This is a genomic window from Deinococcus yavapaiensis KR-236, from assembly GCF_003217515.1.
Taxonomy (GTDB): Bacteria; Deinococcota; Deinococci; order Deinococcales; family Deinococcaceae; genus Deinococcus_A; species Deinococcus_A yavapaiensis.
The window spans coordinates 154,470-177,202 of sequence record NZ_QJSX01000010.1 but is presented as its reverse complement, the minus strand read 5'-3'; the positions used below and the strand labels follow the sequence as shown (position 1 = coordinate 177,202).

The 22,733-nt window shown below is 63.4% G+C and carries 14 protein-coding genes and 1 pseudogene; 8 read left to right on the top strand and 7 right to left on the bottom strand.

The window, feature by feature from the left end:
* Positions 1-499: 499 nt before the first annotated feature.
* On the bottom strand, positions 500-2,872 hold the full coding sequence (locus tag DES52_RS13705; protein WP_110887381.1) for an ATP-binding protein: 2,373 nt from the start codon (positions 2,870-2,872) through the stop codon (positions 500-502).
* A 119-nt stretch (positions 2,873-2,991) separates the two neighbouring features.
* Here DES52_RS13705 and DES52_RS13700 point away from each other — a divergent pair, with 119 nt between their 5' ends.
* From DES52_RS13700 to DES52_RS13670, 4 genes are all read left to right on the top strand, one after another.
* Positions 2,992-3,501 (top strand): hypothetical protein, encoded by a 510-nt coding sequence (locus tag DES52_RS13700; RefSeq protein ID WP_146237296.1) that lies wholly within the window; start codon positions 2,992-2,994, stop codon positions 3,499-3,501.
* A gap of 871 nt (positions 3,502-4,372) precedes the next feature.
* Positions 4,373-5,365: a hypothetical protein gene (locus DES52_RS13690; protein WP_146237295.1), complete on the top strand. Its 993-nt coding sequence runs from the start codon at positions 4,373-4,375 to the stop codon at positions 5,363-5,365.
* A gap of 888 nt (positions 5,366-6,253) precedes the next feature.
* Positions 6,254-6,847: a hypothetical protein gene (locus DES52_RS13675; RefSeq protein ID WP_146237294.1), complete on the top strand. Its 594-nt coding sequence runs from the start codon at positions 6,254-6,256 to the stop codon at positions 6,845-6,847.
* Between the two features lie 202 nt (positions 6,848-7,049).
* Positions 7,050-7,991 carry a homocysteine S-methyltransferase family protein gene (locus DES52_RS13670; protein ID WP_110887374.1) on the top strand — a complete coding sequence of 314 codons (942 nt, stop codon included), beginning with the start codon at positions 7,050-7,052 and terminating at the stop codon, positions 7,989-7,991.
* A 288-nt stretch (positions 7,992-8,279) separates the two neighbouring features.
* Here DES52_RS13670 and DES52_RS13665 read toward each other — a convergent pair.
* Together DES52_RS13665 and DES52_RS13660 are read right to left on the bottom strand one after the other, a co-directional pair.
* Positions 8,280-8,489, bottom strand: a pseudogene (locus tag DES52_RS13665) (CPBP family glutamic-type intramembrane protease); the annotation flags it as partial.
* Between the two features lie 545 nt (positions 8,490-9,034).
* Positions 9,035-11,971, bottom strand: coding sequence for a PAS domain S-box protein (locus DES52_RS13660; protein WP_170131058.1), 2,937 nt, complete (start codon positions 11,969-11,971; stop codon positions 9,035-9,037).
* 324 nt (positions 11,972-12,295) lie between these two features.
* Between DES52_RS13660 and DES52_RS13655 the strand changes: the two genes are divergently transcribed.
* Together DES52_RS13655 and DES52_RS13650 are read left to right on the top strand one after the other, a co-directional pair.
* A complete protein-coding gene (locus DES52_RS13655) occupies positions 12,296-13,726 on the top strand; it encodes an Ig-like domain-containing protein (RefSeq protein ID WP_110887371.1) in 1,431 nt (476 codons plus the stop codon).
* Between the two features lie 280 nt (positions 13,727-14,006).
* Positions 14,007-15,269 (top strand): Ig-like domain-containing protein, encoded by a 1,263-nt coding sequence (locus tag DES52_RS13650; protein WP_110887370.1) that lies wholly within the window; start codon positions 14,007-14,009, stop codon positions 15,267-15,269.
* Positions 15,270-15,630: 361 nt separating this feature from the next.
* Here the strand turns inward: DES52_RS13650 and DES52_RS13645 are convergent, their stop codons facing one another.
* Both DES52_RS13645 and xth read right to left on the bottom strand, forming a co-directional pair.
* Positions 15,631-16,119, bottom strand: coding sequence for a P-loop nucleotide/nucleoside kinase family protein (locus tag DES52_RS13645; protein WP_170131057.1), 489 nt, complete (start codon positions 16,117-16,119; stop codon positions 15,631-15,633).
* Between the two features lie 504 nt (positions 16,120-16,623).
* A complete protein-coding gene (gene xth, locus DES52_RS13640) occupies positions 16,624-17,409 on the bottom strand; it encodes an exodeoxyribonuclease III (RefSeq protein ID WP_110887368.1) in 786 nt (261 codons plus the stop codon).
* Between the two features lie 182 nt (positions 17,410-17,591).
* Here xth and DES52_RS13635 point away from each other — a divergent pair, with 182 nt between their 5' ends.
* Positions 17,592-18,620, top strand: coding sequence for a DUF4352 domain-containing protein (locus tag DES52_RS13635; protein ID WP_110887418.1), 1,029 nt, complete (start codon positions 17,592-17,594; stop codon positions 18,618-18,620).
* The gene (locus DES52_RS13630; RefSeq protein WP_110887367.1) at positions 18,617-19,174 is read left to right on the top strand and encodes a DUF3592 domain-containing protein; all 558 of its coding nucleotides are present in this window, start codon (positions 18,617-18,619) and stop codon (positions 19,172-19,174) included. Before DES52_RS13635 ends, DES52_RS13630 begins: the two co-directional genes overlap by 4 nt.
* Positions 19,175-19,489: 315 nt before the next feature.
* Here DES52_RS13630 and DES52_RS13620 read toward each other — a convergent pair whose 3' ends face one another.
* Together DES52_RS13620 and DES52_RS13615 are read right to left on the bottom strand one after the other, a co-directional pair.
* Entirely contained in the window at positions 19,490-20,272 is a 783-nt protein-coding gene (locus tag DES52_RS13620; protein WP_110887365.1) for a carboxypeptidase-like regulatory domain-containing protein, read from the bottom strand.
* 84 nt (positions 20,273-20,356) lie between these two features.
* A complete protein-coding gene (locus DES52_RS13615) occupies positions 20,357-22,543 on the bottom strand; it encodes an ATP-binding protein (protein WP_170131056.1) in 2,187 nt (728 codons plus the stop codon).
* Between the last annotated feature and the right edge of the window lie 190 nt (positions 22,544-22,733).

Below are 22,733 nucleotides of genomic sequence, written 5' to 3'. Positions count from 1 at the left end.
AACAAAGTCCCCGGGTCGCCCGAGGCGTTCGGCGACGAAATGGCGTGTAGAACGCATAGGGCGTCATGACGCCCTCGAACGACTGTACGGCGATCTCTGTACGGTACGAGAACCCCCGACTGTCGCAGCCATCGCCGTACCGCCGCCGCATGCTGCTGCTACGACGCTGCCATCAATCATCTTGATCGAACTCGGAGCGATCCTCCGAGTGGCGGTGCCGAACAAGTCGACGCTTGACGAGTGCATCAATCCCGGCTCCTGCGGCTTGGGGGACAAAGTGAGAAACGCGGACCGTGGCGCCATCATACGGGGAGTCCGCCTTCGCTCGAGTGGTGAGTGTTTTGTTCCTTCGCTTGACTCTATTAAAAAGGCGAAGGCGACGTTTAAAAGGGCCTGACGGCCGCGCGGTCTACGTGATCTGCGACAAAGAGCAACGACGCCCTGTGCGCCCGAGATTCACGCACCTTCTTCGCGACAGCATGTGAGCCGGAAATAACGGCTATGGAGCGTTGGCTTCATCCTCGGCCCCCCGCCCCGAGAACGATGGTTCGATTCGCCGCTCCGAACTCACCGCGTGCAGGGCGTCTCGGGCTCGTTCCACTGTCTTGGCCAGATCCCAAGACATGCCCTCCATCCACGCGTCATGCCACCGACTTTGAGGCGCCCGTGCTCGTGCTTGCGCTATGGCCGCGTCGATCCGTACACGATGCGCTACCGCCAACGGTAGCCCCGCTGCCTCTCGGTACGTCGCCACTGCACTCCATAAACGCGCGGCGATCAGCGGGGACTCTGGTTCTTCGCCGAAGACCGCGATCGCGCGGGCCACGACTGCAAGAAGCAACGTGAGCGGACGCGTATGCTGGGCCCGCTCACTCAGATTCAGGGCCAGCGTTAGGCATGCCAGGGCGCTCTTCGTATCGCCTTCGTGCAGAGCCACCTCGCCCAGCAGCGTCTGCAGATGCTGCTCCCAGAACATGCCCGGCTCGGCAAGGCAGACGGCAAGACCCTGCTCGGCCAGGACCCGCGCTTGCTCGACCTTTCCGAGGGACAGGTGGGCATCGGCGAGCTGGAACAATGTGCCAGCGTAGTCAACGCCGTTCCCCTCTTGGCCCTGACACAACTCGAGGGCCCGCTGCAGCGGGGCGAGGGCGTTGTCCGCGTGTCCCTGTTCCACCTCGACCCGTCCAAGGGTAAATAGAAGTCGACGCTCCCAGACGGGCTGACTCGACGCTCGCGTCAAGTCGAGCCCAGCGAGCAACACGGTCACGGCTTGCTCGAAGAGGCCGAGTTGCCACGCGAGCGTCGACGCACTGAAAATGGTCTGCAAGCGCAACTCGACCTCCACCTCTCCTGGCAGAGCAAGCGCGGCCTCGAACCACTCCAGCCCCTCGCGTTGCAGACCACGCGTCTCCCAGAACCAGCGCAAATTCACGGCGAGTCGGGATGCCGCCTCCGAGTCACGCTGGTCGATGAACCATCTCAGCGCGGCCCGTAAGTTGTCCACCTCGCCTTCCAAGGCAGCGTTGTCCTCCATGGTCACGCCCTGGGGAGCGCAGAACTCTTCGAGAAAATATCGTGCGTGCGCAGCCGCAGCCGCTTCCAGTTCGCCCTGGTCCACCAGACGGTCCAACGCGAAGGCACGCAGCGTCTCCAACAGCTCGTAACCTTCTTTGGTAAGGTCGCGGCCCACCAGGTGAGCCGCGAGCAGCTTGTCGAAATCTTTGAGTCCCGCTCTCGCCACGCTCGCTGCCGCCTTTGCTGTAAAGCGTCCGGCCATGACCCCGAGGTGTCGGAAGCAGCATTGCAAGTCAGGTGGTAGGCGCTCGTAGCTCCACGCGATTGCAGCGTGAAGAGTTCGCTGTCGAGCTGGCGCATCGCGGGGGCCGTCGCCGAGGGGCGCGAAGGGCGTCGCCCGCAATTGCTCGGCAAGCTCGGCCGGACGAAGGTGCCCGGCGCGGGCCGAAGCGAGTTCCAGGGCGAGTGGCAGGCCATCGAGCCGCGCGACGATTTCCGCGACGTGCTCGGCGTCGCTCTCTGCAAGAGTGAAGTGGGGAGCAATCGCGTGGGCGCGGTCTACGAAGAGGGCCACGGCCGGGCAGGCCAGCAGCGCGCTGAGCGAGCGCTTGCCCGAGGCAGGAAGCGCGAGAGGCTCGAGCGGCCAGACTTGCTCGCCCGTGACACGTAACGCCTCTCGGCTCGTAACAAGAATCCGCAGCGCTGGCGCTCTCTCCATCAGCGCCACCAGCCCCGGCGCAGCGTCCAGGAGGTGCTCGAAGTTGTCCAGGACCAGCAGCGCGGGTCGCTCCTGCCAATGTGCGGCCAGCCGATCGAGAGCTGGTTTGCGGCCAGCGTCGCTCAACTTGAGGCGGCGTGCCACTTCCGGCCAGGCCCGAGCAGGGTCCGAGAGGGATGCGAGCGGTACGAAACGCACCTCGCCTACGGTGCTTACGAGGGCCCGGGCCGCCTCCAGCCCTAAGCGGGTCTTTCCAACGCCGGGCGGACCCGTCAGCGTCACGAGCCGCCGCTCACCGTACTGCAGGTATCCCGTTAGGGCGACGAGTTCCTCCACGCGGCCAATCAGAGGCGTGAGCGGCGCTGGCAACGGCTCCGAACTGACGGCGGCGGGCGCAACGCGTGGCACCGGGGGCGCCGTGCGGGCCAGGAGCAGGAAGGGTGCCACCTGCTCCTCGGCCAAGTCGAGATGCTTCGCCAATGCCTCGGCGAGTACAGGAGACGGGCGGCGACGGCCCTCTTCTATTTTCTGCACCGTCACCGGCGAGCAGCCTAGCAACTTCGCCAGGCGCTTCTGGGAGAGGTCCAGCGCGACCCGTCGAGCGCGGACCCAGCTTCCTACGCTCGTGTGCTCTGTCATGGCGTCGGTCGCCCCCTTGAGTACGGTACGATTTATGGTACGACGCGCGAGCCTCCATGTGGTTGTGAGGCGTTGGACGCGGTGCTGTAATGAGGATGTCCCGGGACAGGAGGACCCTCATGATCAAGACTATGATCGCTGCCTGCCTGCTCCTGCCGTGCCTTGCTTTGGCCCAAGCCCCCACACGTTCACCCGCCGGGCCCCGACCACCCCTCGTCACGTGCGAGCCGGGCAAGGCGGTGCCCTGTATCGTGATTGCCTCCCGGTTGGCCGACATCGTGGGGGTGTGGAAGCAGTACCTGGGCAATCCACTCTTCGCCGCGCAGGATGGGGTGGGGTACATCCGCTACAACGCGGACGGCTCGTTCGTCATTGCCGACACGCCAGAGCACACGGTGGCCCCCTTCAAGAACTGGCCGCGCGGCACCGTACGTTTCGACGGAACGCGCGCGCTGCTGACCGTCGAGCCGATCGAGGGCGTGCCAGCCGAGTGCCAGACGGCCATTCACGAGATGCGAGTGGTGCGGCTCGGCAGTCGACCGGTAGGGCTCATCTACAGCCAGGTCGAGGACAACTGTCTGCCACGGCGGTCGGATCTTGGCGTCGTGCTGCCTTACATCGGTCGCTGAACGACAGGAGGACGAATAGAGCCGACGCGCCCTCCCTTCTTGTTGGAGTACGTTCGAGGTTGCCATGAGGAACATGCTGCTTCCCGCGCTCGCCCTCTCTGCGCTCTTTGGCTTCAGTGCCTCACTCGCAGGACCCGACCCTACACGTGCAAACGCCAGTTGTATGGCGTACCTATCGGTGTACGCCCCGATGTTCGGAATTCCGCGCAACGTGCTCGCGAAGATGATGCGAGCCGAGCAGGAAGAGCATGGACCGGCGCACGCAGCATTTCACGCTGCGAACAAGCTAGACCCTGGTTGCTTTACGGATTGACCACGCTCGAGGAAGGTCACTGCCGACGTCAGGGCAGGAGGAACAGCTCTTCTCGCCGTGTCGAACAGGATTTCAGGCGACGCGGCGAGAAGTTGACGTGCCACCCGACGGACGCTGTATTCGACATGGCCTCGGCCATCACAGTTTTACGTCGCTTACCCGAGCAATAGAAATTTCAGGTTCCGCGCCAGGAGTGGGAAGGGTCAAGCACGAGACTCCGCTTGAACCGGGGAGGTCCATTCGTAACCCACTTCACGATAAGCGTGTATTCTGAAAGTGAAGCGCGGCGTTCACAAATCAGCACCTATCTAACTCGGTCAACGAGAAGGAGTGTGGGCCCGATGCACCGCCAAGAGTCCTGAGCAGCTGACCGTTTCACCCCTTCAGACAGCGTCTCGGAGGCCCGTGGGTTTCAACGAGGCGATACGCCCTCGCCTCGTTGCTTCACCGCCTCACCCTACAAGCCGAACCTTCTCTCCACCGCTCCAACCAAGTCCACCATGCTCTCCACGTCGAAACATGTCGTGACGGTACGGCACTCAGATCGAGAGGAAAGGTATGAGCACGAACAGCGTTCGCCTGCTTTCGTTTGGAATGTTCTTGAGCTTCTTGGCGAGTGGAACGATGCCTTCCCCATTCAATACCCCTATGCTGGCTCAAGCAACTCCTCCAGCGCTGAGCAGTACGCTCAACGCGCAGCAAGTTTTGCGCAATCTCCAATCGACGATCACGAGTAGGGGAGTTGTCGGAAATGCTGTATTGAAGAATAACAAGGCTGCATTGTCTGGGCCTCGTCGGTTCATTGCCGCATCGCAAACTATCGCGTGGAGGACATCCAAGTCCGGCCAACCCAAACCGCAATCGAGCATGGCGAGCTACGGCATCAATAACGCTCCTCCAGGATTCGCGGAAGAGGTGACATGGAGTCCAGCTGATGCGGGTTTAGCCGTCATTGTCTTCGTGAACCCACGTGACCCCAATGGCATCCTGATCACAGGTGTGAAAAAAGGCGACACGATCGATGTCGTTTCCAGTACAGGTCTAGCCTCATTTGACGAGGACACCGAAAACGAGTACGCATCAGGCATCATTTCCATCGCTGCTGCAGGTGCGGGAATAACGGCGGCGGCTTTCGGAGCGCCGGAACTCGCTCCTTTCATTAGCGCGGCAGAGAAATTCGCAAAGGATGTTTTTAAGCCGGAGAAGGTCAAGAGCAAGAGGCGTGACCCATTCGGGTACGACCCTGGGACCGGCGAACGCGCTCGCGCGGAAGGCGGCGTTTTGATCAGCATGCCGGCCGCGGGTCAAACGTTCTACAGCGGAGATTCGGATCATAAAGAACGCTGGATCAAGGATCACCAGCCTAGAACGGACAGGAACCTCCCAGACCATATTTCTAACGCGTTTTTCCTTCGTGAGGGAAGAGAGTACAATTCGCGTACCTCTACTATGGATGGCGATATCATTATCAACGCCTGGGATCATAAGTTCGAAGACAATTACGGATATTACCGTCTGCACATTCTCCTGAAGCGCGGAGGTAGCAGTTAGTCTTTGGGATAAAGGATTGAATAAAAAGGATTTTGAAAATATTACTCGTCCATATAAACTTTCAGGGCGGACACTTCGAACTCCAATGAACGCCCGTCATGCCCATAAAGCCACCGCTCTGCGCACCCGACGCCCTGTTGAAGTGACTAGCGCTTCGATGGGGCGCTTTTTCCTGAGTTGTCGCAGTCTGTTTTCTTTGCGGCTCATCGTCGTTCGCACAGCCATACGATCGGGGGACGATGCAGCGAGGTTTTGACGCTGCATCGGAAATCACGTACGCGGCGGTGCCCCGCTCCACTCATGACCGGGTGTAGGCTGGAACGACAGGAGGAGCTTGCGAACCACCGCGCTCGGCTGGTCCACACCATCTTCGCTGCCCTCAGCGTCGCGGCCGCGCAGACCGACGGACTCATCGCGTACGTGAAAGCGAACGCGGTCCCCAAGACGGAATCGCACCCCGTGGATGCGGACGGAAACCATGACCAAGTCCTCCTGATCCTCAACAGCAACGCGGACGTCTTTTTGCCGGAACTCGCTTGGCGCCCGAATGGTCGCGAGTTGGCGTTCATCGGCGCGCGGGACAGCGCAAGGTCGCTGTACTCGAGTGACACCTACGCCCTGAAGCCGGACGGAACCGAGCCGCGGCGCGTCACGAACAGCCCCGCTCCGTCCACCGTCCATGCTCGGCACTTCCAAGAAAGCGTCCGTGACGGCCACGGTGAAGCTCCCTACGGCAAGCGGAACTCGCACCGACGGGCCCCGGCTGGTTTACATGCAGGGTGCGGACGCCCCGAAGGCCGTTTCGGCCAGCGGCTCGGTTCGCTTCGACAACGTCGCGGTGTTTCCGGGTCGTGCGCAATTCATGCCAGGCATGAACGGGATGTACCGTTGGATTGGTCCAGGAGCGCCACTCACGGCGGGCAAGTGAACGCGCTCGGAACCATCGACGTGACGGCCTCCGGGTTGCGTGAAGTTCAGGCGAGCAAGTTGTCGTGGCGATTCGACGGAGCGGCGTTCCTGTACCGCTTCGCGGAATGCTGCATCAACCGCGTCAGCAGCCAGCCTCGACCGATCGACATGATCGACATGGGCGAGAACCTCCTCGAGACGCCAGGCTTCTTGGGAAAGGTCGCTTATGCTCCCACGAAAGCGCGCGCTCAGGAGTTTTTGTACACGTCCTGCGATCCGCTCGAAGGCGCGAGCATCATGCTCGGTGCGGAGGGGCAGCGTGTCGGCGAGGAACTGCTCACGGCGAATACGATTTACAGCGTCGCTTGGCTGCCCGACGCCAGCGGGTTCGTGTACACGAAAGACGGTTTGGACGAGCATGGCCCGACGCGTGTGAACAGCAACGTGTGGCTGGACGACTTCAAATTCGGCCGGTCTCGTCATTCACGACGAGTACGCGTTTCGCGTGACGGTCTCCCTGGACGGATGGGAACTGGCCTTCGAACACGGTCGTACCGCGGAACGGGCGGATGACGTTTGGGTGATCCGCCTGGACGGCACGGACGCTCACTTCCTTGTTCAGGGCATGTGGCCGGCGGGGGGTCGAACGGGTCCCTGACGGCGACCCTTCGCACTGGCCTGCTACAACGTGTCCCACTCCGACGTGCCTTACCTGTAAACTGAAACTCGCTCTGCATCGCGTTGCCCACGACCCGCCTGACGGGTGGAGGACAATATGAAAGGACCGCTGCCTCAACTCACGCGTCTTGTCCTGACCGACGGCGGTTTGGAGACGGATCTTCTCTTCAACCGCGGCATCGACCTTCCCTATTTCGCCTCCGTCGTCCTGCTCGGCACGGCGGAGGGTCGGGCTGCGCTCGAAGCGTATTACCGTCCCTATCTCGAGCTCGCACGTCGTCTCGGCACGGGGTTCATCCTCGAAAGCGCCACTTGGCGTGCCAGCCCCGATTGGGCCGCGCCGCTCGGACTTCAACAAGCCGAACTCGATCGGCTCAACGTCGAGGCGGTCGAGTTGCTGCACCGCTTGAGAGCCGAGTTCGCGGGTGACGCGCTCGAAATCGTGGTCAGCGGTTGCGTCGGCCCACGCGGTGACGGCTACGATCCCGGTCGGATCATGAGCGTCGCGGAGGCGACCGACTACCACGGGCATCAAGCGCGAGTACTGGCCTCGGCAGGCGTCGACATGCTTTCGGCAATCACCATGAACAACGTGAACGAAGCGACCGGGATCGCTTTGGCCGCGGCCCAGGTCGGTCTGCCGATCGCGATTTCATTCACGGTGGAGACGGACGGGCGGCTCCCGACGGGCGACTCTCTGATGGACGCCGTGCGGGCCGTCGACGAGGCGACCGGCGGGTATCCAACCTACTTCATGATCAACTGCGCCCATCCGGACCATTTCGCGGCGGTTCTGCGCGATCGAGCGGCCTGGACTCAGCGTATTCGCGGTGTGCGCGCGAATGCCTCGCGCTGCAGTCACGCGGAACTCGACGCCATGACGGAGCTCGATGCGGGAGATCCAGTCGAACTTGGCCGCCTCTACCGCAAGCTCCTCGACGTACAGCCGCAAATCACGGTGCTGGGTGGTTGCTGCGGCACCGACGTTCGCCATGTCACGGCAGTCGCCGAGGCGTGCGTGAGTCTTCCGAACGCATAGATATAGATACAGTGCAGGTAGACGGCAACGCACTTGGGACACGTGCCCCTTTCGTCCTGAAACTCCTTCATCCCGGCGACCTGTGGCTCATTCTCGACGCGCCAACCGGAAGCTCGGCAAGAGCGACGGGAAGGGGAGGGGTAATGGATGACGGTGCAAGGAGTTGTTCTTCCAGCCGGGCTCTCACAAGGCAGGCGGCCCTCCTCATGTAAAGATCGCCAGACGGTAACGTGACACCCAGGGCTGGCAAACGGGTCGCCTGGGTATCCCCAAGGCGAGGACTGCGTTTCAAGCGAGTGAGACGCCGACCCTGATCAGCGCGAGGCTCCATTCGGCGGCGCTGTGCAACAGCAGCGCCCGCCAGACACGACCGGTGCGAAGGGTGAGCCCGGCGTAGATCAAGCCGAGCAGACCCGACGACCCTGCAATCGGTGCGAAGGCCACGCGCGGATCCGAAGTGACGATCGGGACGTGCATGCTCGCGAACAAGACGTCGGTGAGCGCGGCCGCCTCTCCGACAACGGGGTCACGACACCACGCTCACAGAAACACCACGCATCAGATGACCTTGAAGGCCTTCCTGAGCCAGTGTCACCGCATGCACCGTGATCTCGCTTCTCAGAGACCGGCTCGTGAACGGCAAGGGGAACACGACGTAAGCGCATCCGGTGATCAGCGCGGTGCGCGATCCCCTCATGGCCTTTCCTCGCGTGACGCGCCGAAGCGTTGCTGAGCGCGAGGAAAGCCGAAGAAAGCCGACGGAAATACGACCTTTTACCAACTTCCAGCGTGAGCGAGGACCTCGTACGACCCGCGTAAGCTCGAGGCGAGTTCGGCGGCGTTCCTTCCGCCGACCCTGCTCCCCCTCGCGCTCGAAAGGCAGGATGGTTGCCAGTACATGTCGATGGACTGCGGACGAGCCCGGTCATGCGACTGGTCGTCATGAAGAACGCCGAGCAACACGCCGCTTAACCTCGCCTCGCCGCTCGAGTCACGGAAGGTGCCAGCAGGTGGCCCATTTTCGACCGTACCGTTCTGCGATCCTACGCTTCGGGCGAACGAACCGGTAAGGTGAAGTGGAAGACGCTCCCAACGCCAATCGTAGATTCGGCCCAGATGCGTCCGCCATGTCTCTCCACGACCATGCGACAAATGCCCAAGCCCAAGCCCGTTCCCTCGAACTCATGCTTGGGATGCAACCGTTGGAACAACTCGAAGATGCGCTCCAAGTACGCCTCTTCGATGCCGACGCCGTTATCGGCCACGGTCACGTGCCACGACGTGCTCTCCTGGGCCACTCCAACGTGCACTTCGGGCGTCACGCCGGGCCGGACGAATTTCACGGCGTTCCCGATGAGGTTCTGAAACACTTGCGAGAGTCCCGGACCGTCCCCCAGCACGGTGGGCAGCGTATCGCAGGTGACGTGTGCCTCCGTCTCCGCCAGACGCCGCTCGAGACGCGCGAGCGCTTCTGAAAGCGGCAGATTTAAATCCACGGGCTTGAGAGGTGCCGCGTCCCCCTTGAGACGCGAAAACGCCAGTAAATCGTCCACCAAGGTCTTCATTCGACTCGCGCCTTGCCGAAGCATTTTCAAGTACAGGCGTCCGCGTTCGTCCAACGACGCATCGTAACGCTGCTCGAGAAGGCCCGAAAAGCTCGTGACGGTTCGAATCGGCTCTTGCAAGTCATGAGAAGCGATGTAGGCGAAACGCTCGAGTTCGGCGTTCGACCGCTCCAAGGCCTGCGTTCGCTCGCGCACGCGCCGCTCGAGTGTCTCGTTCATCTCTCGAAGCTGCGCTTCAACGCGCTTGCGCTCGCTGAGGTCGATCACCGTTCCGATCAGGCGTACCGCTCGACCTCCTTCGAAGAAGGCGCGGCCTCGCGCGCCGATCCAGCGCTCCACGCCATCTTGCAGTCCGATCGCGCGGTACTCGAGGTCGCACTCGCCCGATCCGCACGGATCCAACGCCGCTTCGACCGCCGCGTCGGTCGCGGCACGGTCGTCCGGATGGAGCCCCGCTAGAAAGGTGTCCGTGTAGGTCACTTCAGCGTCGGCAGGCAAGCCGAACAACGCTTTCGCGCGCTCGTCCCACCGCAAGGTGTTCGTCACGAGGTCGAAATCCCACGTCCCGGTTTGCGCGGCGTCCGTCGCGAGCCGCAAACGGCTCTCGCTCGCTCGCAAGGCGTCCTCGACGCGCGAGCGTTCGGCGGCTTGCCAAACACGCTCCAAAGTTTCACGTGCCAAATCGATCTCGCTGCCCCGCCACGTACGGGGCTCGCTCGACGCCAGCGACACGAGCGCTCGCAGCGTACCGCCGCGCATGAGCGGCACGTCGAGCGACGCGCGCACGCCGATCGCCTCGTACGCACCGACCACGCTCGTCTTCGCCGTGCGTACGTCCGCTTCGACATCGTTCACCACGACGGTATGTCCGTCCGACACGAGTCGGGCGCGCACTTCGCCGTAATCCGCGAGGCGGTGGCGACCCAAGACGGACGGAATGGACACGCGGCGCCACTCGCGCTCGATCACCCCCGTCTCGCCGTCAGGTTGCACGTCCATCAAGACGCATAACGACGCCTGGAGTTGCACGCCAAGGTGTTCGAGCGCTGCTTGCACGGCGTCCCCTCCACTCGGCGCGGCGCGCAGACGCTCTTCGAGCGCGAGCAGGTAGGCGTCACGCCGTCGCGATTCCACCGCCTCCGTGATGACCTCGGCGAACAGGATGACGCCGCCGACTTCCCCGGTCGCCGCGCGCCAAGGTGCGAGCGTCCAACGAACAAAATCGACGCTTCCGTTCGTACGCTCGAACGCGTCTTCGTCGCAGCTCAACTCCTCACCGGCCAAGGCGCGCGCGTTGAAATCCAACCAGCGGTCACGGGTGTCGGGAAAGACGTCGTAGTGGAAGCGCCCGACGAGGTCGTGTGGAAGGCGGAAGTCGGAGCGAAAGCGATTGGATACCGCGAGGTAACGCATCTCCTGATCGAACATCGCGATGGCGGCGGGCGCGTGCTCCAAGAGCAATGCGAGGCGCGCCTCACGTTCTCTGAGCTGAGCTTCGACCTTCACACGCTCCGTGACATCATCGAAGCTGCCCGTCCACTCCACCACCTGTCCGTCCTCGAACCTCGGGACGCCGCGTACGCTCACGAAGCGCTCCTCTCCGCCTTTGGCGCGCACACCGAAGGTGAGGTCGTAGCGCGTCCGGGTCGTGAACGCCTGCGTCCACGCCTCTTGGACGCGTTGGCGGTCTCGTTCGTGCACGGCGTTCAACCAGCCCCACCCGGCGCCCTCCTCACGCGTCTGGCCGGTGAGATCCGACCAGAAGGCAGCCACTTCATCGCTTTGCCCGTCCGCGCCCGATAACCACACGAAGCTCGTCGAGGCTTCCACGACCGCGCGCAAGCGGGAGGCGTGCTGCTCGGCCGCGCTACGAGCGGAACGTTCGGCGGCGATGAGTTCGGCTCGCGCGACGGCCGCGCCGATTTGCATGGCGAGCGCTTCGAGGAAGGCGCGCGTCGTCACGTCGAACGTTTGCTTGCTTGTGAAGCACAGAACCAGTGCGCCGCGCACACCGAGCGAGGCGAACGGCACGGCGGTCGTCGCCTGGATGCCGCGATCGCGCAGGTACGTTTCGTGTTTCGGGTAGGCGTCGATTTGAGCTTGGAGCGTCTCCAGGTACACCGCCTGTCCGATACGTGAGGCGTCAGCGATGGGCAGGGGAGACTTGAGGGGGAGGGTGTGGTTCGACTGCCGCACGACGTCCGGAGTGTTCACGCCGCCATGAAACTCCAAGGTATCGCCGCGCTGTAACGCGAAGCCGGCTTCACATGCGTCCAGAACGGAGAAGGCGACGTCGAACACGACACGCGACACGTCGGAGGTGGTCGTGGCGTCGGTGAGCGCCCTCGTAACGTGCTGCAAAGCGTGCAGATGCGCTGTGAGACGCGTTATGTCGGAAGCGTGCGTCGACGTCACGTTCCAAGAATATGCGAGAAGCGTGGAGCAAACCTCAAGGTTGCGCCCAATTGTGTCTTTCGGAGACAAGGCGCGATATCCAGCAACTGCCGAAACGAGGGCCGCGTTGCCTGTCGTGTCCGGCGTTCATGATGACTGCCGGACACGACAAAGGCGTGCCGAACGGCCCCAACGAGCATGCTTCCCTGCCGTGTCGAACTCCTCCGGGTCTTCGACCGACGCGCGGGTGACCGGACGGGAAGTGCCTGAGTGAAGCGACGTATGCACGAGGAGTGCACTGCCCGACGTGACGTCTGCACCCGAAGGCTTCATGATGGGAGAACAATGAAGAAAGCCTTCGCCCTGACGACGATCACGCTCGCCCTCGTCGCCTGCAACACCGCAGCGCCCGTCCCGGATCAAATTGCCCCGAGCGCCAACATCACGCTCAACCCCACCACCGTCACGACGCCCGGTCCCATCACCCTCACCTCCAATCCCACCGACAACATCGGCGTCACCCGCGTCGAGTTCTACAAGAACGACATCCTCATCGGCGCGGACACCTCCGCGCCGTACAGCACCACCGACACCATCACCGCTGGCACTCCCAACGGCACCATTCGTTACAACACCCGCGCGTACGACGCTGCCGGGAACGTCGGCACGAGCGACAACGCCGTTCTCACCGTCAACTTTCCCTCCGACCCCTTGCCCGGCCGTGACATCACGCCTCCCACGGTCGAACTCTTCGCGCCCGCGCCCACCATCACGAACGCTGGCACGTACGCCCTCACCGCGCAAGCGACCGACAACGTCGGCGTGACCAGCGTGGCGTTCTATCGAGGCGCCACCCTCATCTCGACGGACACCACGTCGCCCTACACCGCCACGTTCACCACGACGAGCGCTCAGAACGGCACCTTGTCCTTCACGGCCGTCGCGAAGGACGCCGCTGGAAACACCACCACCAGCAGCGCCGTGAACGTCACCGTCGACATCACCCCCGACACCACGCCGCCGGTCGTCACGATCGCCGCGCCCGCCAGCATCACGACCGCCGGGGAGTACAAGGTCAGCGCCACGGCCACCGACGCCAACGGAATCGACCGCGTGGAGTTCTACGAAAACGGGCAACTCGTCACCACCGATACCACCGCGCCTTACGAGTCGACGCGCGCCGCGACGAGTGGAACGGTCGCCACGCGCGTCTACCGCGCCGTCGCCTTCGACACAGAAGGCAATCAGGCGCAAGCGACGGCCAACACGAACATCGACGTTCCGTCGTCCTTCAATCAAGAGCAAACCCGACGGCTCATCGGCACGTGGGTGTTCACGTACAACATCGGTTCCACCACGTTCCAGCAAACGTACCGTCTCGATGACGTTCGAGAAAACAGCTTCGACGACACGGTGTACGACATCTACGGTCGAGATCAACTCGGCAACGTGATCGTCGCGGGGTACGTTCCGAGCTTGAGCAAATTCACCCTGCTCGACGAAGACAGTACGTTCGACCGATTCTTCATCTTCGACTTCGCGGCGGCGAGCAACACGAGCGTCAGCGGTTGCTACTACCAAAACGCGAATGGAACTCAAAGCGACTGCTACGCCATGACCGGCACGAAAACGTCCTCCGACACGACGGCCGCACTTACACCGCACTTCACGTCAACCGAGCGTGACGTTGCGCGACACGAAGTGACGACAGGCGAGGAGCGTGCCGCTCGAGACGCCCACCGGGGAATGCGCGCGGCTCTCGCGACGCACCCCTGAGCATTCCAGCGCGTTGACGCAGGACCTCGACTCGCGCGGTACGGCATAGAACATCATGTTCGGGCGGGCAACGTGAACGACGCGACGCGAGGAACCGCCCGACGAAGCACCGTCGGGCCTTGACCTCCCTCGCCGCGCGCACGACAAAATGCACCCGTCCACACGCCACGGTTGTCTCGACCCTGAACATGGTCGCGTTGCAGGCGCCGCCCTCGCTCCTGACAGCTGTGAGTAAACTGAGGTGCATCGTGCACTTGGCGCACTTGAACTGGAGGCTCGTATGAAACGACCCGTTGCCCTCGCCGCCCTGACCCTCATGCTCGCCGCTTGCACCCGTCCGACAATCGACCTCAGCGCGCCCAGCGCGACCATCAAAGTCGACGCCACGACGCTCACGACGCCCGGCACGGTGACCCTCACCTCGAAACCCACCGACAACGTCGGTGTCACCCGCGTCGAGTTCTACAAGAACGGCATCCTCCTCGACACCGACACCAGTGCGCCGTACACCACGACCGACACCATTCCCGCCGGCACCCCCGAGGGGCCCATCCGCTACTCCACCCGCGCCTACGACGCCGCGGGCAACGTCGGCAGGAGCGGCAACGCCACTCTCACCGTCGATTTCATTCCGGCGGACACCACCGCGCCGACCGTCACGCTCACCGCCGCCCCCACGACCGTCACGACCGCCGGTCCCATCACGCTCGCTGCCGACGCGAGCGACAACGTCGGCGTGTCGAGCGTTCAGTTCTACCGTGGCGGCGTCCTCGTTGCCACGGACACCACCGCGCCCTACGAGGCGACCGTGAACGTCACGAGCGCGCAGAACGGAACGGTGGCCTTCAGAGCGGTTGCCAAGGACGCCGAGGGGAACAGTACGACGAGCGGCGTCGTGAACGTCACCGTGAACATCACCGACGCCCCCCCGGGTGCGGACACGACAGCGCCCACGGTGGAACTGACCGCGCCCACGGCGGTTGTCACGACGGCCGGTGCGTACGACCTGAGCGTCGTGGCGACGGATAACGTCGGCGTCGCGCGCGTGGAGTTCTATCAAGGCACCACCCTCCTCGCCACGGACACGACCAACCCGTATCAAACGTCGTTCAACGTCACGAGCGCTCAAAACGGGACGCTCGCGTTCACCGCGAAAGCGTACGACGCCGCGGGCAACGTGACGACGAGTACGACGCGCAACGTCACCGTGAACATCCCCACCGCTCCTCCTCGCCCGGACACCACGCCGCCCACGGTCGATCTCACGGCTCCGTCGGCGACCATCACGAGCGCCGACACGTACACCCTCACCGCTCGAGCAACGGACGACGTCGGCGTGACGCGCGTGGAGTTCTACCGAGGCGCGACCCTCCTGGAGACCGACAGCACGACTCCGTACGAGGCCTCGTTCGCGATCACGAGCGCGGACAACGGCACCTTGACGTTCACCGCGAAAGCCTACGACGCTGCCGGAAACGTCACGATGAGCGGAGCGCAAAGCGTCACGGTGGACATTCCCCCCGTCGACGAGGGCGGCGTGTAGGCGCGCCCTACGCCCACCGCGACGCGAGGTGGAGCGCAGGTGACCCTTCCAGACGACCGCCCCGCGCTCTGTCGTTCATCACGATCATGAAGCTGGGCGGCCGCGCCATCGATGCCTTGGTCTTGTCGGCGACCCTCGGTAGTTCAGCTTTTCGCTGTGCTGGACGCCAGGTGTCACGACAATCGCACGCCGTCGCGCCGTCGCTCGCTTTTCCGCGGTCGTCCTTTCCGCGGGAGCTCGGTGCGTCACGCTCGAGGGCGAAGCGCAAAGAGCACGGCTATGCTGCTCGGCCACGGTGCCCTGCCGAACTTACCGCTCCACGCCTCGTCCTCGACTACTCTTTCCAGTCGCATGCCACGTTTTATTTCACGTCGCCGGCGAGGATGTAATGCTCGTCGTCACTCGGAGGCTGCCAAAATTTCAGGTAACCTTCCCACATCTCGGCACTGATCTCGAACGAATCCTTCTTTGGCGTGGCGTTTCTTCCGACAACCCTTTCGCGCATCGTTTCTACAGGAGTCTCGACATAATATAAGACTTCCTTTGCGCCGATTTCCTCGATTCTCCTGCTCAATTCGACTCGTTGCTCCTTTGCCCAGAATCCCTCATCGATAATGACGTCGATGCCCTTTTTGGCAAGTTCGAACGCGAAATCTCTGGAGAGGTCGCAAATCCTGCCATCCAACTTCTCGAATCCCTCCACGGTCGGATCGTTTCCAATCAAGCGTATGAGCCACTCGTCCTTCGTGATTCTCACGGCGCCAGTTTTTTCTTCCAGTTTTCTTGCAAAAGTGGTTTTCCCCGCACCAATAAATCCGCAAATCACATAGACGGTGGGTTTTGCTTTCACGGCCATATCGTACTACGACCATTGACAGATATGGCAATGCCAATCGACGCTATTCATGATCATTGCTGGAAGTCGAGTTAGGAGTACCTTCCAATAAAGAACTCGACGACGTCTTGACGAATGGTCGGACGACTGCCTTGGGATCAGGTGATGAAGTCAGACCCGCCTCACGGCGATACGGCACTCGACTTCGACGCCATCCGAATCCTTACCCGCCCGCAAACGTGCCTCGATCAACAAGCGTCGGGTGTTCGAGCCGAGGGTGGAGCAACTCGCGAAAGCGCGCGGATCAGGACTTGCGCTCCGAACGATGCCGGGAGGTGCAGTCCTGCGCCCACACACACTTCGTTGCGAACTCGACACCATCGACGTTCGTCACGGGCACGTGTAGGGGCGCGGTCATCCCCTGAGTGCGCTCGGTACCCGCTTTCCCTCGAAACTTGCCGAATGGTCGAACGGCCGTCACGGCCACAGCATCACACGGCGAGACGTGAACATGAACCGTCAACCCTGCAGTTCGAACTGCGCGATCACCGGCGCGTGATCCGAGGGCCGCTCGTGCGCGCGGGGCCGCGTGTCGACACGACACTCCCGGCATTCGCCCGCCAAAGTGGACGAGACCAGCACGTGATCGATGCGCAGGCCGAGATTGCGCGGGAAGCCCACCTTGCCGTAAGGCCACCAACTGAACACCTTCGCGGGCTGCTCGAACAGGCGAAAGGCGTCGCTCAGCCCGAGATCGAGCAGCCCTGCGAAGGCCGCGCGCTCGACGTCGCTGAACAGCACCTTGCCTTCCCAGCGCCGGGGATCGTGCACGTCTCGCTCGGCTGGAGCGATGTTGAAGTCCCCGACCACGGCCAGCCGCTCGTGCACGGCGAGCTCCGCGCGCAGGAATTCACGCGCGGCGTGCAGCCACCCCAGCTTGTACTCGAACTTGTCCGATCCGACGACCTGGCCGTTGGGCACGTACAGGCACGCGATCCGGACGCCCCGCACCGTCGCGCCGATCACTCGGCGCTGCTCGTCCTCGAAGCCAGGAATGCCCACAGAGACGTCGCTCGTGACTTCGCGCGTGAGGATCGCCACGCCGTTGTACGCGCGCTGGCCGCTGTAGGCAACGTGGTACCCCGCCGCCTGCAACTCCGCGAGGGGAAAGCGGTCGTCGGGCACCTTGGTTTCTTGCAAGGCCAGAACGTCCGGTTCATGCTCTGCGAGCCAGTCGAGCACCTGCGCAAGGCGTACGTTCAATGAATTCACGTTCCAGGTGGCGAGCTTGAACGACCCAGGCATACCCGATGCTACCGCCCAGCGACGTTGCCAATACCTTCACCCGCGGGTCCGCACTTCACTGCTCAATAGGGGATCGACGCGAGGCGGCGAAAGGTGACCCGCCTTCATCCAAAAATCACCGTCCGTCCGGCAAGTTGTCCTTCGACGCGGCGATCCAAGTGACCGCCGCCCCGGAGGAACCCATGCCCATTCAAAGACGCACGTTGACGCTCGCCCTCACCGCCCTTCTGACCTCGCCCGCCTTCGCTCAAACCACGCCTGCCACGCCGCCCGCGAGGACCGTGCAAGGCACCACGCAACTCGCCGGTGACGTCGGTGAGATCGGCAAGACGTTCACGCTCGGCAAGGGTGGCAAGGCCGTCAACTTCACCCTCACGGGCGCCGAGTTCAGCGTTTCGCGCGTCACGATCGGCGAGAACGTGTACATTCCCAAAGCGAAGGAGAAACTGCTGATCTTGCATTACACGGTGCACAATCCGCAAAAAGAAGACTTGCACTACTTCGCCAGGACGCTGCAGTTCACGGTCGTGGACGCGAAGGACATCAACCACGAAAACGAGAACAACGTCGGGCGAGAAGGTACGACGGACCGACTCGAGACGACGCTGAAGCCCGCGCAGAAGGTAGGCGCGTACGTCGTCATCGCCGTTCCGGCTGCCGGTCCCGTTCCGAAGCTCCTCGTGAACGTCAGGGACGACAAGCAGGTGGTGCGCTACGATCTGCGCGGCAAGGTGAAAGGACTTCCGGCTCCGTTCGCCGACACCTCGGACGCGACGAAGGTGACGGCGCTCGAAGCCACGCCGATGAAGACGGGAGTGTACGGTCCGCTCGGGTACTTCGACTTGAAGCTCGACTCGGTCGCGCTCATGGCGACGTCCATCCAGGGGCGTGAACTCGAGGATGGGGAACGCACCCTCGTCGCAGTCTTCACGGTCCGTAACGGCGCGGCGAGCGCGGCGTCGGCCCGATCGTTCTTCGCGCGCACCTTCTCGTTCAAACTGCGAGACGCCGATGGTGACGTGACCGAGTACGACGACTACCCGCTGAAAGTGTCTCGCGCCGAAGCCACGAGCGGAACGTTGAGGCCCGGCGAGGAGGCACGCTTCCGCGTCTACTTCAAACTGCCCGCCAACGTGAAGGGGCAGAGCTTGAGCGTCGTGGAGAACGACGACTCTCACGCGCTCGTCTTCGACGTGAGCCAAGCGAAATGATGAAAAGCGTGTTCGCGTCGTGGCCGCTCGAGCGGTTCGTGGGTCTCGGCCTCCTCGTCGTCGCGCTGATCTTCACGCTCCTGCTCGGCGCGCTCACGCAGCGAGGCCTTCGCAGCCTTGCCTGGCCGACGACTTCGGGAACCGTCACGGACAGTCGCGTGGCATGGAGCCTCTCGGACGGCAAGACTCGGTACTCTGCGCGCGTGGAGTACGTCTACACGGTCGCGGGGCGCACCTACCGCTCGTCACAGCGCACGTACCGCTCCTCGGAATCGAGCGAGGCGTACGCGCGGGACATCGTCGCGCGCCTGCCGAAAGGGCGCCGGGTAAGCGTTCATTTCGATCCTGCCGCGCCCGCACGTGCCGTGCTCGAGCCGGGCACCGATGTGTTCGTTCTCGGCGCGCTCGCCGTGAGCGTCGTTGTGCTGCTGATCGGTGCGGGCGTGTTCGTCCGCACCGTCGCGCCCGTCTCGACGTGGCTGGAGCGACGTCGACGACTCACTGTGCCGTCCGTCAAAGCAGCTCGGGCCTCGAAGGGCGCGAGGCACCCGTGATCCCCGAGAACGACGGTGAGCACTCCGGCCGCTGGTACGTCCTGCGCGTGTGGTTCGAGCGTGACGGCGATCGGCTCGTATGGCGAGCTTCCGTTCGTGAGAACGCGTTGCGTACGTCCTTCTCGTCCCCGAAGGCTCTCCTGGCGTATCTCTCCCGCTCCGTCGATATCGCCGAAGAACCGAGTTGAATCGTCACACGTCCCGTCCACCCTGGGAACTTCCGAGCTTTCGAACTCTTTTCCTGAACGTACGACGAGGGCGGCGAGGCCTTAAGGCCTCGCCGCCCTTTCTGATCGAATCGGCGCGCTCAGTGCTTCACGGCATCGCCAGCCAAACAGGCGTCTGTCGCAGCGTGCCGCTATGCCCGCACGTGTCGAAGCCCTTGAAGAGGATCATCGTGGTGCTTCCCAATTTCTCTTGCTCGCTGCTCGAACCGACGCGCAGGGCCGTTTTCGTGCCGTTCGCGTTCCTCAACACCGCCGAGAACTTGTAGTACCCGACGGGAATGTCGGTCAAACCCTTGAGGACCTGAATCGTGCGCGTGATGGTCGCTCCCTTGCTGCCGTCGATGAGCGGACCGTCGGGTACGAGCGTCACCTCGATCGTCGCCTCGCGGTCGATGAGGTGGGCGTCGTCGATGTACACGCTCTCGAAGGCGAGCGTTCCTCCCCAGCTGCCTCCTCCATACGGCGTCGACGGCATGTCCGACTCGCCCCGAATTCGCCACACGAAGTTGCGCGTAGCTCCCGCCTTCGCGTTGAAGGCCTCCTGATACGCCTCCGGGGCGCCCGCCATTCGCAGGCAGTACTGCTGGTCGTGGTACTTCACTTCCTTGTAAGCCTTCACGTAGTACGGATTCGTGGCCGCATTGAGCTCGATGGACTGGTAGCGGCCTTGCGCGTTCGTGCTCGTGAAGATCGTGCCCCGAAACATCGCGGGCTCGATGATGATCTTGACGCCTGCCACGGGCTTGCCGCGCTCGTCGATCACGCTTCCGCTCACGGTGTTAGGGGTGAGCTTCGTGGACGCGCTCAGACCGAACGCGGCGAGAGATGAAAGGGTCAGGGCGAGTGCGAAATTTCGGGTGGATCGAGGCATGCGAATCTCCTTCGACGGTGCGCTGAGCACCGAACGAGGAGAGCGTACGATCGGAAACGTGATTTTCCGGTGATAAAGCGTGCGTCAGGGGGAGGTCCCGGAGGAAGGGCCCGATGTGGTTCGCTCGGCCTCGTATCGCTCGACGACTTCTCGTTGAGCGGGCGTGCGCGCGAGGTCCGTCATGCGGCGCAGCGTCGCCTCGTACCGTGCTTCGAGCGCCCCGGTTCGCAGGACGTCATCCACGAGTGAACGCCAAACGTCGAAGGCTTCGTCGAGTTCGCCGTTCGACTCGAGAATCGTTGCCGCCTGCTCGAGCGCCTCGGCGGCCTCCGCGAAACGCAAGGACGCGCACGACGCGCGCGCCGCTTCTCGCAAGTTCGGCACGGCGCGGCGCACCTCGCCTCCTTCGAGCCAGTGGCGAGCGATGCGCGCCGGATTCTCGTCTTGCCGTTCGAGCGCCCGCGCCACGCTGCGGTGCAGCGCTTGACGAACGCTGTTCGACAAGCCCGCGCGCACGCTTTCGTACACGAGGTCGTGGCTGAACTGGCCGCGCGCGAGCACCTGCGCGCGTTCGAGTTCCTGCCACGCGGGCAGAACGTCCAAGAGCGGCGCGTCGAGAACGGCGCTCACGAGGTCGAGGTCGAAGTTCGATTGCAGCACCGCCGCCGCCTGCGCGAGCAACAGGGCTTTCGGTGACAAGCGGCGCAGGCGCTCGCCGATGACTTCGTGTACTTTCTCCGGCACGGAAGGCACCTCGTCGTCCGAGGCGCCCTCGTATTCCAGAAGGTGCTTGACCGCCTCGAGGAGGAACAGCGGGTTGCCGCCGCTGGAGCGCACCAGACGCGCGGCGTTCGCCTCCACGAGCGGGAGGTTCAAGCTCACGAGCACGCGCGCCGTCGCCGTTTGGTCGAGCGGTTGAACGTCGAGCCAGATGCACAGTCCCGCCTCGTACATGCCTCGAAGCTGCGCTTCGACTTCGCTGGAAAGTTCGCCCGCTCGATGCGCCGCGATCATCGGAACGACGCCGTGATTCGCGTCGAACGGAACGAAGCGTTGCGCGATGGACGCCCCGAGTTCCATGCTCGCCGAATCGTAGTACTGCATGTCGTCCGCGATGACGCACTTCATTCCGCGGCTGATTCGAAACGCGAGCTCTCCGATCGCCGCGTACAAGCGCTCCTTGTCCGCCTGGGACGTCATCGCCGGGGCTTTCGAGGGCCACACTTCCGGAATGAACAGCGCGAGTTGTTCACGCACCCAGTCGGGCAAGTCGAGGTCGGGACGGGCGCGCAGCAAGCTTCTCCACACCCGCGCGTACGTGCCGTAAGGAACGGAGGTGTCGCCGGGACGACCGTCGAGGTGAAACGACGGCCCTTTGCTCGCCGCGAACTCCTTGATCAGACGCGATTTGCCCACGCCGGGCGCGCCACTGATGACGATGCTCTTGCCGACCGACCACGCCTCGTCCATGAGGGCCCACTCGCGTTCGCGTCCCGCCAAGATCGGCGGGCGCAGCACGGACGGGGGAATGGCAGGCTTCGACCGAGCGAAGGTGCGCGACAAGTTGCCGCCGCCCCGAATGGTGCCCGCCAAATCGAGCGTCGCGGGAAGCGGCTTCACGCCGTGCTCGCGCCACAAGACGTCCTCGCAGCGCGCGAACGTCGCGAGCGCGCCGTCTCGGTCTCCCAGCAGGTACTGCACTTTCATCAAGCGCACGAAGGTGTCCTCGGACGACGCGTCGACGTCGAGCAACTGCCGCGCCCACGACAAGGCTCGCTCGTACGCGCCACGCTCCGTGTCGCGATCACACAAGACGGCGAGCGTGTCGCGGCGCCAGCCTTTCCAGCGGGCCCGTTCGCTTTGCAGCCATTCATCGAATTCCGGCAGGTCGTCGTACGTGTACGCGCCCAGCAAGGCCTCGTTTCGCGAGACGAACGCCTCGTGCCGTCCCAGCAAGAAGGCATCTCGAAGGTCGAGGGCGTCCACGGCGACGAAGTTGGCGAGGCGCACCACGTCCCCACCCACGACGACGTCCTCGCCGAGCGCGAGACGCCACCGCCTCAGCAATTGCACGAGGTTGTTTCGAGCCGTGCTCTCCTTCGATTCCGGCCACAGCAACCCGGCGACGCGCGAGCGCGTGACGCCTTCCGTGAGGGCGAGGAACGCCAGCACGGCGGCCGACTTGCGATCGAGAGGCGCCGCGCTCCCGTTCGTGCCGGTCAAGGTGGGCGTGCCGAGCAGCGCGACACGCACGTTGGTTGTTGCAAGCACCAACAAACTATAGCAAGCCGCTCACAACCCTCGCTTGAGAACGTCTGACACGGCATTCGTCGTATTTCGCCTCCGTCCGGCGTTTCGCACTCGGCTCCCCGGACGCCTCGACGCCAAGCTCCTCGTAGACCCTCGGGGCGTTTTCGGGCTCGCCTCGCGGCCCTTGCTCCACAAGGCGGGACCTGAGTCC